The 17,864-nt window shown below is 53.9% G+C and carries 16 protein-coding genes; 8 read left to right on the top strand and 8 right to left on the bottom strand.

Translation table 11 applies throughout. The annotated features are described in order from the left end of the window. Positions 1-13: 13 nt before the first annotated feature. The gene (locus DFO57_RS09935) at positions 14-811 is read left to right on the top strand and encodes a DeoR/GlpR family DNA-binding transcription regulator (RefSeq protein WP_128574250.1); all 798 of its coding nucleotides are present in this window, start codon (positions 14-16) and stop codon (positions 809-811) included. A 36-nt stretch (positions 812-847) separates the two neighbouring features. On the opposite strand, the gene cybC is transcribed toward DFO57_RS09935, so the two are convergent. Beyond that, positions 848-1,234 carry a cytochrome b562 gene (cybC, locus tag DFO57_RS09930; RefSeq protein ID WP_013027369.1) on the bottom strand — a complete coding sequence of 129 codons (387 nt, stop codon included), beginning with the start codon at positions 1,232-1,234 and terminating at the stop codon, positions 848-850. A gap of 95 nt (positions 1,235-1,329) precedes the next feature. Then, positions 1,330-2,670 carry a metalloprotease PmbA gene (pmbA, locus tag DFO57_RS09925; RefSeq protein ID WP_014594708.1) on the bottom strand — a complete coding sequence of 447 codons (1,341 nt, stop codon included), beginning with the start codon at positions 2,668-2,670 and terminating at the stop codon, positions 1,330-1,332. Positions 2,671-2,783: 113 nt separating this feature from the next. Between pmbA and yjgA the strand changes: the two genes are divergently transcribed. Next, positions 2,784-3,329, top strand: coding sequence for a ribosome biogenesis factor YjgA (yjgA, locus tag DFO57_RS09920; RefSeq protein WP_014594709.1), 546 nt, complete (start codon positions 2,784-2,786; stop codon positions 3,327-3,329). Between the two features lie 85 nt (positions 3,330-3,414). On the opposite strand, the gene mpl is transcribed toward yjgA, so the two are convergent. Continuing rightward, a complete protein-coding gene (mpl, locus tag DFO57_RS09915) occupies positions 3,415-4,770 on the bottom strand; it encodes a UDP-N-acetylmuramate:L-alanyl-gamma-D-glutamyl-meso-diaminopimelate ligase (protein ID WP_110015312.1) in 1,356 nt (451 codons plus the stop codon). A gap of 167 nt (positions 4,771-4,937) precedes the next feature. Between mpl and fbp the strand changes: the two genes are divergently transcribed. Then, positions 4,938-5,945, top strand: coding sequence for a class 1 fructose-bisphosphatase (gene fbp / locus DFO57_RS09910; protein WP_006118345.1), 1,008 nt, complete (start codon positions 4,938-4,940; stop codon positions 5,943-5,945). Positions 5,946-5,979: 34 nt separating this feature from the next. Here fbp and DFO57_RS09905 read toward each other — a convergent pair whose 3' ends face one another. Further along, positions 5,980-7,539, bottom strand: a complete 1,560-nt coding sequence (locus DFO57_RS09905; RefSeq protein WP_014594710.1) for a methyl-accepting chemotaxis protein — start codon at positions 7,537-7,539, stop codon at positions 5,980-5,982. A gap of 179 nt (positions 7,540-7,718) precedes the next feature. Between DFO57_RS09905 and DFO57_RS09900 the strand changes: the two genes are divergently transcribed. The 3 genes from DFO57_RS09900 (at position 7,719) to ppa (ending at position 9,270) form a co-directional block, all read left to right on the top strand. Beyond that, positions 7,719-8,129 (top strand): lysozyme inhibitor LprI family protein, encoded by a 411-nt coding sequence (locus DFO57_RS09900; RefSeq protein WP_024471137.1) that lies wholly within the window; start codon positions 7,719-7,721, stop codon positions 8,127-8,129. Between the two features lie 60 nt (positions 8,130-8,189). Next, the gene (locus tag DFO57_RS09895) at positions 8,190-8,639 is read left to right on the top strand and encodes a DUF441 domain-containing protein (RefSeq protein ID WP_022622414.1); all 450 of its coding nucleotides are present in this window, start codon (positions 8,190-8,192) and stop codon (positions 8,637-8,639) included. A 100-nt stretch (positions 8,640-8,739) separates the two neighbouring features. Next, a complete protein-coding gene (gene ppa / locus DFO57_RS09890; protein WP_013027376.1) occupies positions 8,740-9,270 on the top strand; it encodes an inorganic diphosphatase in 531 nt (176 codons plus the stop codon). A 423-nt stretch (positions 9,271-9,693) separates the two neighbouring features. On the opposite strand, the gene DFO57_RS09885 is transcribed toward ppa, so the two are convergent. From DFO57_RS09885 to DFO57_RS09875, 3 genes are read right to left on the bottom strand one after another with little or no spacing between them, the layout of a single operon-like run. Next, entirely contained in the window at positions 9,694-10,050 is a 357-nt protein-coding gene (locus DFO57_RS09885) for a gamma-glutamylcyclotransferase (protein WP_013027378.1), read from the bottom strand. A gap of 2 nt (positions 10,051-10,052) precedes the next feature. Further along, a complete protein-coding gene (locus DFO57_RS09880) occupies positions 10,053-13,820 on the bottom strand; it encodes a translocation/assembly module TamB domain-containing protein (protein WP_110015311.1) in 3,768 nt (1,255 codons plus the stop codon). Further along, positions 13,817-15,532 (bottom strand): autotransporter assembly complex family protein, encoded by a 1,716-nt coding sequence (locus DFO57_RS09875; RefSeq protein ID WP_014594713.1) that lies wholly within the window; start codon positions 15,530-15,532, stop codon positions 13,817-13,819. The genes DFO57_RS09880 and DFO57_RS09875 overlap by 4 nt, the downstream gene beginning before the upstream one ends. A gap of 163 nt (positions 15,533-15,695) precedes the next feature. On the opposite strand from DFO57_RS09875, the gene DFO57_RS22670 reads away from it, so the two are divergent. Together DFO57_RS22670 and DFO57_RS09870 are read left to right on the top strand one after the other, a co-directional pair. Then, positions 15,696-15,863, top strand: coding sequence for a hypothetical protein (locus DFO57_RS22670; RefSeq protein WP_158279690.1), 168 nt, complete (start codon positions 15,696-15,698; stop codon positions 15,861-15,863). A 182-nt stretch (positions 15,864-16,045) separates the two neighbouring features. Beyond that, complete coding sequence (locus DFO57_RS09870; protein WP_013027381.1) at positions 16,046-17,365, top strand: hemolysin family protein; 1,320 nt, start codon at positions 16,046-16,048, stop codon at positions 17,363-17,365. 32 nt (positions 17,366-17,397) lie between these two features. Here DFO57_RS09870 and DFO57_RS09865 read toward each other — a convergent pair whose 3' ends face one another. After that, on the bottom strand, positions 17,398-17,604 hold the full coding sequence (locus DFO57_RS09865; protein ID WP_003855513.1) for a DUF1107 domain-containing protein: 207 nt from the start codon (positions 17,602-17,604) through the stop codon (positions 17,398-17,400). Positions 17,605-17,864: the final 260 nt, after the last annotated feature.

The following is a 17,864-nucleotide window of genomic DNA, read 5'->3' as shown; positions in this document are numbered from 1 at the left end:
CAGAGAACAATCCATGATCCTCACGGACGTAACCGGTAATCCTCGCCACGATCGTTTGCTCAGGCTGATCGCTGAACGTGGCTACATGAATATTGATGAACTCGCCTTGCTGCTCGACGTTTCCACACAAACGGTCAGGCGCGATATTCGTAAACTCAGCGATCAGGGATTAATCACGCGTCATCATGGTGGTGCGGGCCGTGCATCCAGCGTAGTGAACACCGCTTTTGAACAGCGCGAAGTCTCACAGACTGAAGAAAAACGTGCGATTGCGGAAGCCATTGCGGACTATATTCCCGATGGATCAACGGTATTTATCACTATTGGCACTACGGTTGAACACGTCGCCCGGGCGCTGGCAAATCATAAACATCTGCGCGTTATCACCAACAGCCTTCGTGTCGCCCATATTCTGTACAAATGCCCACAGTTTGAAGTGATGGTGCCCGGCGGCACGCTGCGTCCCCACAACGGTGGCATTATTGGCCCGGTCACGTCCGCGTTTGTGGCCGGTTTTCGGGCAGATTATCTGGTTACCAGCATGGGCGCCATTGAGAGCGATGGGGCGCTACTGGAATTTGATGTTAACGAGGCCGCCGTGGCGCAAACCATGATGGCGCATGCGCGTCATATTTTGTTAGCGGCAGACCACACCAAGTTTCAGGCATCGGCAGCGGTAGAAATGGGCAGCGTTACCCAGGCGACCGCCCTGTTTACAGATCGGTTGCCGGCAACGGCGTTGCAGAACGTGCTTAAAGCGCATCAGGTGGAAATCATTCAGGCGACGCCAGGCGGCGATGAAGAGCCCTGAGCAATTAACCCCGGCAAGCCGGGGCTATCGGTAAAATTAGCGGAACTTCTTGTGGTTTTCGTTACGGATAGCCGCCAGCTTCTGCGCTTCTGCTTTGGCTTCATCCAGTTTACCCTGCTTAGCCAGCGCATCCGCTTTATCAATCTGGGCGATCAGGTCATCCATACCTTTGTGAAAGTCTTTCATTTCCGGGCTGTCCGGGGCTTTGCCTTCCAGCTTGTCCGGCGTGCCTTTTTTGGCATCCTCAGCTTTAGCACGCAAATCACTTAACATCTTGTGCAACTGGTCGGCGCTTTTCGCCCCGTCCAGTGACTTATAGATACCCGACATATCTTTCATATCGTGCTCAAGAGAGGCAGCACCGGCGGTCACGCTCACGGATAACACGGCTACAGCTAACAACGACATAAGCTCTTTACGCATGCTCAGCTTCCTTTTTATTGTGGGAATGCTTTTTATAAAAAAACGGAGGGTCGATGCCCTCCGCTTGCTATCGCATAAACAACTTAAAAGAGATTTTACTGTCCGGCAATATACATTTCGGGGAGTAAGACCGAACCGCACTGAATATTGCTACGGGTTTCAATGTCATCGCCCACGGTGACAATGTTCCGCCACATGTCGCCTAAGTTACCGGCGATAGTAATTTCGCTTACCGGATACTGGATTTCACCGTTTTCTACCCAGAAACCGGCTGCGCCACGTGAGTAGTCGCCCGTGATCGCACTGACGCCCTGCCCCATCAGTTCTGTCACCACCAGGCCGGTGCCCATCTGCTTCAGCATAGCGTCGAAGCTGTGCCCCTGACCGGCGATGCGCCAGTTGTGGATACCGCCCGCGTGGCCGGTGCTGGTCAGGCCCAGCTTGCGCGCCGAATAGCTGGTCATCAGCCAGGTTTGCAGCACGCCATCTTTGATAATGTCGCGAGCCTGGGTGCGAACGCCTTCGCTGTCAAACGGCGTTGACGCTAAACCTTTCAACAGGTGCGGCTGCTCCTGAATGGTCAGCCACTCAGGCAGAATCTGTTTGCCCATGGCATCCAGCAAGAAGGTGGATTTCCGATACACGCTGCTACCGCTGATGGCGCCCACCAGGTGACCGAACAGACCCGTTGCCACTTCGGGGGCAAAGATCACCGGCGCTTTCATGGTGTCGAGCTTGCGTGGCGCAAGACGCGACAGCGTTCGGCGCGCGCATTCTGCGCCGACCCAGTCCGGGCTTTTTAAATCGTCGATTGCCCGGCCGATGGTGTAAGCATAGTCACGCTCCATATTGCCGTCCTGCTCAGCAATCACGCAGCTGGAAAGCGAATGGCGGCTGGAGCAGTAGCTCTGTAACATGCCGTGGCTGTTGCCGAAGACTTTAATCCCGATGTGGCTGTTAAAGCTGCCGCCTTCGGTGTTGGTGATGCGTTTGTCCGCCTGCAGCGCCGCCTGTTCTGCCTGGGCCGCCAGTTTGATGGCGTAATCGGCATCGATCTCCCACGGATGGTAAAGATCGAGATCCGGAGCCTCATAAGCCAGTAATTCTGCATCCGCCGGTCCGGCAAAAGGATCGGGTGACGTATAGCGTGCAATATCGATCGCCGCCTGCACAGTCCGTTTGATCGCGTCTGGGCTGAGATCGGTCGATGAAGCACTGCCTTTACGGTTTTGATGATAAACGGTAATACCCAGTGCGCCGTCGCTGTTGAACTCAACGTTTTCTACCTCGCCGTAGCGGGTACTCACACCAATACCGGTCGTCTTGCTCACCGCGACTTCCGCGCCATCCGTACTTGCTTTTGCCAGTTCAAGCGCCTGTGCAATTGCCTGTTCCAGTGCTGTTCGCTGTTCTGCAACTTGAGTTGATACGTTCATCGACCTGCCGTCTAATCTTATGGTTGAATAATTTGAGTCTATCAGAGTCAGAGAACAATTTCGCAGTCACCCGATAAACTGGTAGGATTAGCCTCTTTTTTTTGGAGCCAGATATGACTAAGCAGCCTGATGAGTGGCTCGACGATGTACCCGATAATCACGAAGAAGAAGATGAAGAGATTATTTGGGTTAGTAAGAGCGAAATAAAACGTGATGCTGAAGAGCTGAAACGCCTGGGTGCCGAGCTGGTCGATCTGGGTAAAAACTCTCTGGATAAAATTCCGCTGGACGAGCGTTTACGTAACGAGATTGAACTGGCACAGCGCATCAAGAAAGAAGGTCGCCGCCGTCAGTTACAGCTTATCGGTAAACTGTTGCGCAGTATGGATGTTGAGCCGATCCGCATCGCACTCGACAAACTCAAGAACCGTCACAACCAGCAGGTCGCCCTGTTCCACAAACTGGAAATGCTGCGCGATCGTCTGATTGATGAGGGTGATGAGGCGATGGCGGACGTGATCGCCCTTTATCCGCAGGCCGATCGCCAGCAGCTGCGTAGCATGATCCGTAATGCGCAGAAGGAAAAAGCCGGTAACAAACCGCCAAAATCTGCCCGTCAGATTTTTCAGTATCTGCGTGAGTTAGCCGAAACCGTCTGACCTTTCCGCTGATTTGCGGCTGAGCAGCGCCCAGCCGCAGGGTTTTCTTCTCCCGTCTGAGGGAGAGGAACGGGTCCGCTAGTGATCAGCGCGCCAGACGATCCAGCAGCTTCTGATGAATCCCACCAAAGCCCCCGTTACTCATGACCAGGATGGAATCGCCCGGCTGGGCCGTTTTCGCGATCGTCTCTACCAGCGTATCGATATCCGCGCTGCAGTGAGCGGGCTGCATGCAGGCTTCTGCGACGTCCGCGACCTGCCACGGAATATGGCTCGGCTGGAACAGGAACACTTCGTCTGCGCGCGCCAGCGACGGCGCCAGCTCATTTTTATTCACGCCCATTTTCATGGTGTTTGAACGCGGCTCCAGCACCGCCAGAATGCGCGCGGTGCCGCCCACTTTACTGCGCAGTGCGCTCAGCGTGGCCAGAATCGCCGTCGGGTGGTGGGCAAAATCATCATAGATCTTGATGCCGTTGACCTCACCGCGCAGCTCAAGACGGCGGCGGGCATTAATAAAGCTGTCCAGCGCCTGGCTTGCGTCCTCAGGTTTTACGCCGACATGGCGCGCTGCCGCAATCGCCATCAGGCCATTGTGCATGTTGTGCTCGCCTACCAGTCCCCAGTCCACCTCGCCCACTTTTTCACCCGCCAGCAGCACTTCCCAGCGGGAGGCATCCGGCGTCAGCTTCTTCGCCTGCCAGTGACCGCCGTCGCCCACATGCTCCTGTTCGCTCCAGCAGCCCATTGCCATCACCTGCTTCAGGTTATGATCGTGCTCTGGCAGCAGGATCTTGCCCTGACCCGGCACAATGCGTACCAGATGATGAAACTGTTTCTGGATGGCCCGCAGATCGTCAAAAATATCGGCATGATCGAATTCAAGATTATTCAGAATCAGCGTACGTGGGCAGTAATGGACGAATTTCGAGCGCTTGTCGAAAAACGCGCAGTCGTATTCATCAGCCTCAATGACAAAGAATGGGCTTTTTCCTAATTTTGCAGAAACATCGAAGTTACCGGGTACGCCACCAATAATAAAGCCAGGTTCAAGGCCGCAGGCTTCCAGAATCCACGCTGCCATGCCTGCTGTGGTGGTTTTACCGTGCGTGCCCGCCACGGCCAGCACCCAGCGATCGCGCAGCACAAAATCGTGCAGCCATTGGGGGCCAGAGAGGTAAGGAATGTTGCGTTCCAGTACCGCTTCCACGCAGGGGTTACCGCGCGTCATGGCGTTGCCAATAATGACCAGGTCCGGTACGGGCTCAAGCTGGCTCGCATCGTAACCCTCTGTTAATTCAATGCCTTGCTGCTCAAGCAACGTGCTCATCGGTGGATAGACATTGGCGTCAGAGCCTGTCACCTGATGACCAAGGGAGCGGGCCAGCATAGCCAGTCCGCCCATAAAAGTGCCACATATCCCGAGGATGTGAATGCGCATAACGAGGTCCATAACTCAAAAGTTCGGCGCACAGTGTAACCTCGCTTGCACACGGAAGAAACGGATTAGGACTATGGTTTTTAAAGTTCAATCGGCTAAACTGCGTACGCATCCACGGGCAGTTAAGTATGCCGCTGCCACTCCATCGATGATTCAGGGAATGTGTTATGAAAACGTTGGGCGAATTTATCGTCGAGAAGCAACACGACTTTCCGCACGCCACAGGTGAACTGACGGCACTTATCTCAGCCATTAAGCTGGGTGCTAAAATTATTCACCGTGATATCAACAAAGCCGGCTTAGTCGATATTCTTGGTGCCAGCGGCGTTGAGAATGTTCAGGGTGAACAGCAGATGAAACTGGATCTGTTCGCCAACGAAAAACTCAAAGCCGCACTGAAAGCACGCGGCATTGTTGCCGGTATCGCTTCTGAAGAAGAAGATGAGTTTGTTATCTTTGAAGGCGAGGAAAACGGAAAATACGTCGTATTGATGGACCCGCTCGACGGTTCGTCGAACATCGATGTTAACGTCTCCGTCGGCACCATTTTCTCCATCTATCGCCGCGTCAGCGAGCCAGGTACGCCAGTTGTCGAAGCCGACTTCATGCAGCCAGGCAACAAACAGGTTGCCGCCGGTTACGTCGTTTATGGCTCATCCACCATGATGGTGTACACCACCGGCTGTGGCGTCCATGCGTTTACCTATGATCCCTCTCTGGGCGTGTTCTGCCTCAGCCATGAACGCATGACCTATCCGGAAGTGGGTTACACCTATTCCATTAACGAAGGTAACTACATTCGTTTCCCACAGGGCGTGAAAAAGTACCTGAAATTCTGTCAGGAAGAGGATGTGGCGACTCACCGTCCTTACACATCACGCTATATCGGCTCTCTGGTCGCGGATTTTCACCGTAACCTGCTGAAGGGCGGTATTTATCTTTATCCCAGCACCGCCAGCCATCCAAAAGGCAAGCTGCGCCTGCTGTATGAGTGCAACCCAATGGCTTTCCTGGCGGAGCAGGCCGGCGGTAAAGCCAGCGACGGTCAGAACCGTATCCTGGATATTCCCCCGGTCACGCTGCACCAACGCTGTCCGTTCTACTGCGGTAACACCGCCATGGTTGACGATGTAGAGCGTTTCCTGGCTGAATTCCCCGAGTGCCGTCAGGGCTAAACATCAAGGGCGCGCGTGACGCGCCCTTTTTGCGTTACGACTGCTGCAGCCTGAACTGCGCCATCGCCGCCTGGAGCTGCTCGGATTGCGACTCCAGTGAATGGGTCGCCGCCGTTGCCTGTTCTACCAGCGCCGCGTTCTGCTGCGCCGCTTCATCCATCTGCGTGACCGCGTGATTCACCTGATCGATTCCCCGGCTCTGCTCTTCTGACGCCATGGAAATCTCTTTCATCAGGGCCGTAACCCGCATAACTTCAGCGGCAATCTCATCCATTGTTTCACCCGCACGCGTCGCCATTTCACTGCCCTCTTTGACGCGCGTTTGTGAATCACCGATCAGCGTACGGATCTCTTTCGCCGCACTGGCACTGCGCTGTGCCAGCGTACGAACCTCGTTGGCGACCACGGCAAATCCGCGCCCCTGCTCTCCGGCACGTGCCGCTTCCACCGCCGCGTTCAGTGCCAGGATATTGGTCTGGAAAGCAATGCCGTCAATGACGCTCAGGATATCGCCGATACGGTTAGCGCTGTCGGTGATTTCATGCATTTTTTCCATAACATAATTCACCACCTCTGCGCCGCGATCGGCACTGTCAGACACGGCGTTAGCCAGTTGATGGGCCTGCTGGGCATTGCTGGCGTTAAGACGGACCGTTGCAGTTAGCTGCTCCATGCTGGCCGCCGTTTGCTCCAGCGATGCCGCTGACTCTTCGGTACGTTGGGAAAGATGGACATTGCCGGCGGCCAGTTCACGGCTACCGATATCAATTTTCAGGCCGGCTTCGCGCACCTGATTAACCGATTCGCGCAACGCATGCTGCATGCCCGCCAGCGCATTGTTCAGGCGCCCCAACTCATTATTGCCCGCCAGCGGCAACGTCTGGGACAAATCGCCCGCCGCAATCTGCTCAAGATGGATGATCGCGTTGTTTAGCGGAATCAGCAGCATGCGGCGCAACAGCACCCAGGCCAGCACCAGCAGCAACAACGAGAGTCCGACGGCCACGGCTATCAGCACTTTCATCATGATTTCATTGCGCTGGGCTTCAACTAATTGCGCCTGGGTAATCTCATCGGCTTTTTTACCGAAGGTTTCTACCGCTTTGCTGTATTTCGCCGAAAGCGGCTCCAGCTTGCCTTCCAGCAGCTGGTAGTATTCATCGTTGTACTGTTTATCCAGCGCCTTCATCATTGGCAGGATGCCCTGATCGAGGTAGTCCTTATAGCTGGATGCGATGGCATCGGCCATAATTTTCCCTTCAGCGGTCACGGTACCGGCATCGACAAATCGCTTAAGATTCTGCTGCGATGCCGCGACATCAGCCTGCGCCGTTTTGGTGACCTGCGCGCCCTCATCCAGTAAACCAATCTCAATTTTACGCACCGCCAGCGCAGCACTGGCCCGTGCGCGCATTAAATCGGCATTACTTTGATACAAGCTGTTTAACTCGATTCCCTGAATGCGGTTGATCACATCCAAAGAACGGTTACCTTTATTAATGGCCACAATGCCCATCACACTCACCGCCAACAGCAGCAGTGTCATGAATGCCAGCAACGCCAGCAACCCCGTGCGTAGTGATAACTGTTTCATCTTGATCGTTTCCGTATGAGTAGTAAAAGGCGAAAAAAATTTCGACAACCCTTAAACGGAGAAAGTATCGGCACTGCGATTCGTAAACTTTAGCGCCAGTGAATGATTAACCCATCCATTACCGCTAATCTGTTAATGAATCTGAAGGTATTGTGTTAAAAAAACAAAAGGTGAAATCCATGAAAAGAAGATGGGTGTTGCTGTTACTCTTCAGCTGCAACGCGGCAGTTGCGGAGCAGTCCACTATTGATGTCACATTAAATCAATGCCTTAATCAAGCTGATACCACGTTGGCCTTGATGCAATGCCAGGATGCGGCGACCCAGGAATGGGATAAGGAAATGAACACGCAGTACAGTGCATTGATGAAAAAATTAAGCGGACAGCCCAGAGAAAAACTGCGTGCCGCACAGCGCGCATGGATGAAATACCGTGAGGCATGGTTAGCGGCGAGCCGCAGCCAACTGAATACGCAGGGCACCCTTGGTCCCGTTGCGCTGGCGGCGCAGAGTACAGCCCTGGTACGCAATCAAACGTTACAACTGCAATCTTTGGCCAATGGCAGTTGCGCTAACCCCGACGATTGTTGATTAATGTCAGTCCGTTGTTGGCTTTTTGCCAATGTTGTCTTTTACCTGCAGGGAAAAATCATGGCTGCTTATGCCTCTACGCTGATATTAATCGGCCTTGCCATACTGAGCTATTTTGTCCACAACACCGCCGTCACCCTTTCTATATTGATTCTGCTGGCCATCAAACTGACCCCGTTGGCGCAGTTCTTCCCTTACGTGGAAAAACAGGGCATTACGATAGGCATTATCATCCTTACGGTGGCGGTCATGGCCCCGCTCGCCAGCGGTTCGTTGCCCGCCTCCTCCCTGATCAAGTCCTTTGCCAGTTGGCAATCCATTGTGGCGGTGCTGGTGGGTATTTTTGTCGCCTGGCTGGGCGGCCGTGGCGTCAGCTATATGAGCGTGCAACCTTCGGTCATTGGCGGGTTGTTGATGGGCACGGTGATTGGTGTGGCGTTTTTCCGCGGCGTCCCGGTAGGGCCATTGATTGCTGCGGGCATTGTTTCCCTGTTCATCACGGCCAAATAGCGTCGAGGAGCATTCCGAAACGCCAAAAAGGGGGCGTACTTTCACAGTCAGTTGGCTATAATAGCCAACACTCAACACACGACGACTGAAGGAATTCCCGATGAGTTTGAACCAGGTGCCAGCAGGTAAAGACCTGCCAGAAGATATCTACGTAATTATTGAGATCCCGGCCAATGCCGATCCGATCAAATATGAAGTTGATAAAGATTCTGGAGCCCTGTTTGTAGATCGCTTCATGTCCACTGCGATGTTCTATCCGTGCAACTATGGTTACATCAACCATACCCTGTCACTGGATGGTGATCCGGTAGACGTGCTGGTTCCTACCCAGTACCCACTGGAGCCAGGCTCAGTGATCCGTTGCCGCCCGGTTGGCGTATTAAAAATGACCGACGAGTCAGGTGAAGATGCCAAGCTGGTTGCCGTTCCGCATACCAAGCTCACCAAAGAATACGATCACATTAAAGATGTGAACGACCTGCCAGAGCTGCTGCGTGCGCAGATCACCCATTTCTTTGAGCACTACAAAGATCTGGAAAAAGGCAAATGGGTTAAGGTTGACGGCTGGGATAACGCTGAAGCAGCGAAAGCTGAGATCATCTCTTCTTTCGAGCGTGCGGCGAAGAAATAAATCCCCTTGCGCTGAAACGCCCTACCGCTTTTCAGCACAGGACAAAAGGCAAACGACATTTCCTTTGTCATACATACAGGCCCTGCTACGGGCCTGTATTTTTTTGTCGTTGTTCAGCTGCTTCGTTGCGGGCTGGCCGCCTGTTAGTGCTGGCATCCCTTTAATGTGAAATCGACGGTTAAACGATCGCGATACTTATACAGGTCATAGTCCTGATTATGCGCAATGCGTTCTCCATGGCACATCGACATGACCACATCCTCATGGCTTACCGTAATATCGTCCTGTATGGGAACCCTGTGAAGAAATGATAATGAGGCAGGCTGGAGAGTCGCCTGAAAACAGGAATAAAAGGGTTCATCAAGATCATGAACCCTTTTATCTGAATGGCATTCAGCTTAACTGGCTGGTGAGTCCAACGAATTAATCGCTTTCCTGCTCCTCTTCACGTTTCAGCCAGTCGCCGCTCATAATGCGCTGACGTCCTGAAACTGAACGTTGATAAACATAAAGCCACGCGCTCCCAAACGGCGTCTGAATCAGAAAACGTTTGTATTCTCCGCCTTTGGTGCGAAGCGCATCTAACTCGGCGAGGATGGAGGCATCAATTCGGTATACTTCGCAATATACCGTTCCTTCGCCAGTAATCACGCCGGGATAGTGACCCAGACTGTAAAGCTCATAGCCCTCAATCTGATGGTCACCCAACCATTGCGCGTGTGTCATCCAGTGACTGTTTCCCTGTTTGCGCCGTAAACTGCCATAGACAATTATTCGCATTGCTAAAACTCAAACTGATAAAGCAAATCAAGAGCCTGATCCACACCGGACACGGCTTCCAAATAGAGTTTGGGCATCAGGCGGTAACGCAAGGTTAACGTTGCCAGTGAATCAAAAATGCCCACTCCGTATTTTACTTGTAGACCCGGCAGTACATAGCCGCTGACCTGCACCTGTTGACTGTCGCCAACGCCGGTGGTGTCGAGAGCAAGGTTACTTACACCGAACGTCTCGCCGATTTTACCCACAACCTGCCCACTTTGTGCAACCCCTAAGCCGACTAACGCCGAAGTTAGTGCGTTACCGTCACCGTCGCTTTTCAGTCCCTGACCCCGTAACAGGTATGAAAGGGCTTCCTGCTGTGACATCGCCGGATCGGAGAACACTTCTACTTTTGGCTCGTCTGCCAGCCCCGTGACGCGCAACCCTGCGGTGACGCCATCCTCTGTTGCATCCGGATTACGAATCGCCTCCAGGTTGAGATAAGGCTGGTCTGGCGGGCCTGCAAACTGCAGTTCACCTTTGCGTACGATCAAGTCCTGACCATAGGCATGGAAACGGCCGGATGGAATGTTGATCTGTCCATTAAGCCCCAGTCCGGATTTATCCTGCACCATTTTCAGATCGCCATTGAGCCGGGCTTTTAGTCCAAAGGCCGACAGACGTACGTCGTTTCCGACGTGAATGGTCAGGTTACTGTTAATCGGTATTGAGGCGGTTTTAGGCTCAATCGGTTTGAGGTTCTTATCCAGCATCACCTCGTCAGAGGAGACGCCCACGGCGCTCTCTGGCACCTCTTGTACCGTGATGCGCGCCCATGGGATATCCACCCGGCCGTCAAGGTTAAAGGCGGCTGGCGTAGCCTCAAAGACCACATCCGGGGAAACGTCCATGCGCACCATGGGCGGCACGGTGACGCGAACCCGACTGCCTTTAGCGGCAACGCGCGCACGCCAGTTATCCAACTGACTCCAGTCCGCATCACCACTCAGGTTAATGTTGCCCTGTGCGGTCTGGAGCAGGCCATTCAGCGTCGAACTCATGCCGTTAAACACCATATTCAGGCTGGCACTGGTGAGATCCACCGGCATGAAGTTGCCTTTTACATTCACATCTTTGAGGCCGAGTTGACCAAAAATCTGCGGCTGCTGTGCCGTTCCTCCCAGACGCAGATTACTGTTCAGATTGCCTTTGATGCTTTCGCCCTGCATCAACGCCGGGTTGATCATTGCCAGGGAGATGTTGCGGATATTCACGTTGCCGCCCAGCGTACGGCGCTGCTGCGGATCGGTAATCTGCACATTGCCGTCCAGTTGACCGTTATTCACGATGCGAATCAGCCAGTCGAGCTGAGCCCGTCCGTCCCGCAGTGCCGCATTAACGTTAATCGTGTTAAAGGCGATGGGCAGCGTATTGCCCTGCACATCCTGCGCGACTTTCACGTTGTTACTCTTCAGCGCCAGCGTGCCGACGGGCAGTTTACCCTCCGCCGTCCAGTTGACGCGGGCATCACCGCTGAACACGCCGCTCAGCTGCGTTTGATCGGTCAGGAAGGGTTTCAACATTGCCAGATCGAAGCGGTTTAACACCACGTGAGCATGACCACTGGGGCCGGCTTCAATGGGCTCTGGCACACAAAGCTGTGCATTGGGGTTTTGCCAGCAGTGGGGGCCGATCGTCGCGCTCTGTTTCTGATTAAAATAGTCAATGGTCATCGCACGCGTCAGTCGCCATTCACCCACCGGCGTGTCAAAACGCGTATTATTAAGGCTGCCTTTCCACGTCTCTGTCTGACGGTCAAAGCTGCCGTTGAGCGCAAGCTGTCCTGATACCGGCTCACCCTGTACGTTGAGTTTGAGCTGGTGCTGCTTTTCATCACCCTCGGCATTGAGCGTCAGCAGGCTGATGTTGAGTGCATCCTGTTTTAGCTGTTCAACCCGCAATTGAAGTTTACCGGCGATCTGATCGCTGGAGCGCACGTCGCTTTTCAGGGTGATGCGGCGGACAAGCAGTTGCTGCCAGCGTAAACCCGTGGCGGTAAGATCGGCCAGCAACTGTGGCGCTTTCAGCGTACCGCGTGCTTTGATATCCCCTTTCACCACGCCGCCCAGGCCTGGAAGTGCATTATCAAGACGGGGCGCATCAACGTTGGCATCCAGGTTCAGGCTATCTGCCAGACTGCCTTTTATCTCCAGGTGATTGCGTCCCAGCGCTATTTTGATGCCGGGGATATCCCATTGGTTGTAGCTGTTGCCCCTTAAGGTCCCCTCTGCGCTGACCGCATTCTGCTTAACGTTACCTTTTAGCATCAGTTGCGGTACGCTGACCTGCCAGCTGCCGCCATACAGGCTGCCGCGCGTGGTAATGTTGCCGTTCAGCTTTGCCGGCCAGTCAGGATACTGGCGTGCGGTATTGATGCCGTCCAGCGTCAACTCACTGCGCCAGCTGATCGCTTTGCTCCAGTCCACCAGCGCTGTCAGATCAACGTTGCCCTGTAACACCGCCACACGCAGCTTATCCAGACTGAACTGCTGAACGTTGCCTTTCCCCTCCAGGGCGACCGTCGCAGGCGGCACCGACTCCCCTTTGACCGACGTACGGAGCGACATGACATAGTCAGTCGCCTTGCCGTTGAACTGGTAGTGAAGATCGTCGGCCTGATACTGAACCGGCCCGGTCAGGGGCCAGCGTAACTGCGGACTGGTCAGGTTGAGCGCCAGCGGAAGCCCAATAACGGCGGGCTGGGCGCTGGCATCGAGCTGCGCGCGCACCGGGCCTGAAAGCGTTAGCGCCAGTTTCAACTCGTCGCGCATCGCGCCTTTTACTGTCAGATTTAGCTTTTCGCCTTTCACCGGATCAACGTTCACGTCACCGTTTAGCGCCAAATCAACGGGCCAGTTGTCGGCCAGCGTCGCCTGACCGCTGCCGTTCAGCTTGCCCAGGTTTGAATCCACCGCCAGCTTTTGCAACTGCATATGCCGGTCGAGGGTTTTTGCCTTCACCTGCAATCGGCTCACCGTAATATCGGTATCCCCAGTAATCCGCAACTGCTCGCCCACAATGTCCTGTACATCAATGTCCAGCGGAAGCTGAAAGTCGGGCAGTTCAGGCAACAGCGGTTTGGCAAACATCGCCTGTAAGGTTTCGCCCAGCGGCTTCTCGTCGGGCTTCGGCTGCTGTATTTTGGGCTGCACCACCTGCTCTTTTGCCACCTGCGCCGCTTTCGGCAGCGCAATCAGCAGGCTTTGAATATGGGTGGGATTGAGCGTCAGCGCACGATCCTGCCACTGCAGGCCGGTGGTAAAATCCACCAGCGAAATAGCGGTATCATCCACTTTCACGTTTATATTGTGCAGGCCCACGTGGCGCAGGGCGATCGGATAGGGCGTGCTGAGGTTTGTCTTGCCGCTTTCTTCTTCCGGCGGCGCGGTGGAGGGCGTCATCTTTTTGCTGTCGACCACCACGCTGATATCCTTCAGCGTAAGATCGTTCACACAAACAGACGAGTGCAGCAGGCAGTTAAGATCCACGGCCAGATGGATATTGCCCGCGTTAACGCTGACGCCAGGCATCTCATAGCGCAATCCACTGAGGGTAAGATTACGCCAGCCACCGTCCACTTTGTTGATGGATAGCCCCGGCACCCAGCGCGTAGCGCCCTTCAGCACCAGATGTAATCCCGGCGTTGTACCAATCAAAAATGCCAGGCCGGCAAACAGCAGCACTAAAAAAATCAAAAAGCCAATCAGGACCTTTTTCCAGCGCGTCATAATTCAGGCCCCAATCCTACGTAAAATTGCACACCATGCTCCTCGCTGTCGCCAATAGGGCGGGCAATATCAAACTTAATGGGCCCCACGGGTGATGCCCAGCGTACGCCGATGCCGGCACCGGTTTTGATATTGCTTTGACTGATGTCATTAACGGCCTCACCGGAGTCAATAAACACCGCACCCCACCATTTGCCGCTGACGTTGTATTGATATTCCAGCGAACCGGTGGCCATTTTTGAGGCCCCGGTCAGTTTGCCGTCACTGTCACGGGGCGAAACGTTTTTGTATTTATAACCGCGAATGCTGCGATCCCCGCCGGCGAAGAAACGCAGGTCCGGCGGCACCCTGTCGAAGTCGTTGGTTTCAATCCATCCCACTGTGCCGCGCGCGATAAAGCGGTTCTTTTCGCCCAGTGTGCGGATCCAGACGTTTTGCGCCTGCAGGATCAAGAAATCGACATCCGATCCCCAGGTGGTATCGGACACATCGGCGGAATAACGCTGCGAGTCGCCCCAAGTGGGCATTAAGCCCCCGCGCGAACGGGTGCGGTTGAGACTGACGCCGGGATAGAGCAGCATCGTGGTGTTAGTGACGTTACCCTGTGTAAAGTGGTCCAGGCTCCAGCGCAGATTAAGGGCTCTTTGCCAGCCGCTGCTGCTGTCCCAGTTACGTGATACCGCCAGCGTACTGGTGTCCGCCTTGGTATCGTTGAGGTCGGTACGCTTCAGGCCGCCCGAGAACGTGTAGTACTGCTCCAGGGGGCTTTTCAGCAAGGGGACTTTATAACTGAGATCGACCTGCTGCTCGGGGGCAGAGACATAGGCACTGGCGACCATGCTGTGACCGCGATCGTTAACCCAGGGCTTTCTCCACGTTCCTTTCAGGCGCGGTCCGACATCGGTTGAATAACCGACACCGGCTTCGATGGTGTTTTTAGCGCGGGGCGATACCACCGCATTCAAGGGCAGGACTTTGGTTTTACGTCCCTGCTTAAACTCAGGCGCAACCACAACTGACTGGAACCAGCCGGTCGCAGAAAGACGGCGGTTAAGCTCCGCCAGATCGCGCGAGCTGTAGTAATCGCCCTCTTTAAAAGGGACTAAATTTTGCAAATAGGCTTCGCGAATCTGCGAACCTTCAAAGCTGACATTGCCAAAACGATAGCGCGGGCCGCTGTTGTAATCGAGATCCCAAAAGGCTTCGTGGCGCGCAACGGAAACGCCCAGCTCGCTTTTCTCAAACTCACCGTCGAAATAGCCGTTACGGAGGGCAAGGTTAGTGAAGCCGCTTTTGAATTTGTCGTACTGCCCGTGATTCAGCACCGTTCCGACTTTGGGGCGCCCCTGCGCGATCCAGTTTTTATAGTCCGCATCGTTTTTAGCCTGGCCGGTGACGATAATCGTACTGCCCGCAATTTTTACCGGCTGACCGGGCGTGACGCGGGCGATTAACACCGGACGGCCGCCCTGAGGTGGCGCGGGCCGGGATACGAAGTCGATATCCGGCTCATAATAGCCAAGCGCACGCAGCCCCTCTTTTATTGCCGCGGATACGCGGGAGCGAAAGCGGCCATCGTTGGTGACTTCATCGCTGCCAATAGTCGACAGGCGTGCCCTGACGTTTTTTTGCAGTTCTCCGGTTAGCCCTTCCAGCTGTAGTCGAACCGGCGCTGCCCCGAAGGCGGGCGCGACGAGTAGCAAACCCGCCATGCAATAAACATAAAATCGTGGCACCTGTACTCCTGTCTGTCATGCCTGCCCCATTCCACAGGGCGCGTGTTAATCCTCGTTACCGATACGATCGCGACGGCAACTCACTCATCATAGCCGCACTTTTTGCTAACTGGCAGTGTACAACGAGTTATAAGTCAAATTGAGCATTATTGTCGGCAAAACCCACTTACGTTACAACGATGTTGTTACGTCGCAGGCGCCATTGCCGTTTGTCCGCCTGACCGGGCGGTTGATGACAGACTGCCCGATGGCCTCACAGGACGCCACCGATTGCCCTCTGGCGGCGGCATCGTCGCTGCTGCTATAATCACCCACCACAGGCATCCCGCCTGTCTTCATTTCTGCCCCGACGCTCACGCATTGTGTTAAATGGGCGCAGACATTTTTGGCACGGATAGCTCCCCTTGCGTCACCAGCACAGGGAATGACCGCCTAAACCGCACGCTGCCCAGGCCAAAAATGACAAGTGAATAACTCTTTGGATCTCATATGCTTGATAGCTTACTTGTCATTCTGCTACTGATCGTAATCAGTGCTTTTTTCTCTCTTTCAGAAATCTCGCTGGCCGCCGCCCGCAAGATTAAGCTGAAACTTCTGGCCGACGAAGGCAACATCAACGCTCAGCGCGTTTTGAAAATGCAGGAAACACCCGGCATGTTCTTTACCGTGGTGCAAATCGGCCTGAATGCCGTGGCGATCCTCGGTGGTATCGTCGGTGATGCGGCGTTTTCGCCCGCGTTTTCCAGCCTGTTTAACCGCTTTATGTCGCATGAACTTGCCGAACAGCTTAGCTTTATCTGCTCGTTTACCATCGTGACCAGCCTGTTTATTCTGTTTGCCGACCTGACCCCGAAACGCGTCGGTATGATCGCGCCCGAAACCATCGCCCTGCGCATTATCAATCCCATGCGCTTCTGCTTGCTGGTGATGCGCCCGCTGGTGTGGCTGTTCAACGGTCTGGCCAACGTCTTCTTTCGCATTTTTAAACTGCCGATGGTGCGTAAAGACGATATTACCTCTGACGATATTTATGCGGTTGTCGAAGCCGGTGCGCTGGCCGGTGTGCTGCGTAAGCAGGAGCACGAACTCATTGAGAACGTGTTTGAACTGGAGTCGCGTACCGTCCCTTCCTCCATGACCTCACGCGAAAACATTGTCTGGTTCGATCTGCACGAAGATGAAGTCAGCCTGAAAACCAAAATCGCTCAACATCCTCACTCTAAATTCCTGGTCTGTAATGGCGATATTGACCATATTGTGGGCTATGTCGACTCTAAAGAGCTCCTGCTGCGCGTGCTGGGAAATCAGAGCATGGCGCTGAACAGCGGGGTTCAGATCCGATCGGCGCTTATTGTGCCCGATACGCTGACGTTATCTGAGGCGCTGGAAAGCTTTAAGACGGCGGGTGACGATTTTGCGGTCATCATGAACGAGTACGCGCTGGTGGTGGGCATCATTACGCTTAACGACGTCATGACCACGCTGATGGGCGACCTGGTGGGCCAGGGCATGGAAGAGCAAATCGTCGCACGTGACGAAAACTCCTGGCTGGTGGAAGGCGGTACGCCGATAGATGATGTCATGCGCGTGCTGGATATTGATGATTTTCCGCAGTCAGGTAACTACGAAACCATTGGCGGCTTTATGATGTATATGCTGCGCAAAATCCCGAAGCGCACAGACTTTGTGAAGTTTGCCGGTTACAAGTTCGAAGTGGTGGATATCGACAGCTACCGAATTGACCAGCTACTGGTGACGCGGATTGATGAACGCCCGCCGATGCTGAATGTGGCAAAAACCGAAGAGTAGAAACACTAAGGGCGCCAACGGCGCCCTGTTATTTAGTTGAACTCTAGCTTGAGACGAACGACCTGGCGGTTAATTTCTGACATCACGCTCAGGTGCTGTTTGTCTTTGACCCGTGGGATCAGGACTTTACCTTTATCAAACTCGAATGCGCCAACATCCTTGATGTACAACCTTCCTTTAAACAGCGTCTTAACATATTTTGCTATCTGTAGTGGATTATAGCGCTGGAAGATTTTCATAGTGATTAACTCCTTAATTTTTAAGCACGCTTCACCGTTGCCAAATTCGGTACGGATCCATGAAGCGCGAATTCGAGATAAACTATAGAACACTCTGTTTGCTTCGCACGATAAGAAATAAATTTTTTTACCGTTCTGACACAACATTACAGAATACTCTGTTATTTACTTTTCACTATTCAGTGTAAACCTTCATTGGTTAAAGAATTGTGTTGTCGATAGCAAAGCTGACAGCTTTTTGAGACAGCCGCATCATCCCT

Origin of the sequence: Pantoea sp. AG702 (assembly GCF_003182295.1) — a bacterium.
GTDB lineage: Bacteria > Pseudomonadota > Gammaproteobacteria > Enterobacterales > Enterobacteriaceae > Pantoea > Pantoea ananatis.
The sequence above is the reverse complement of the archived record's forward strand: the minus strand, read 5'-3'. Positions and strand labels throughout refer to the sequence as shown.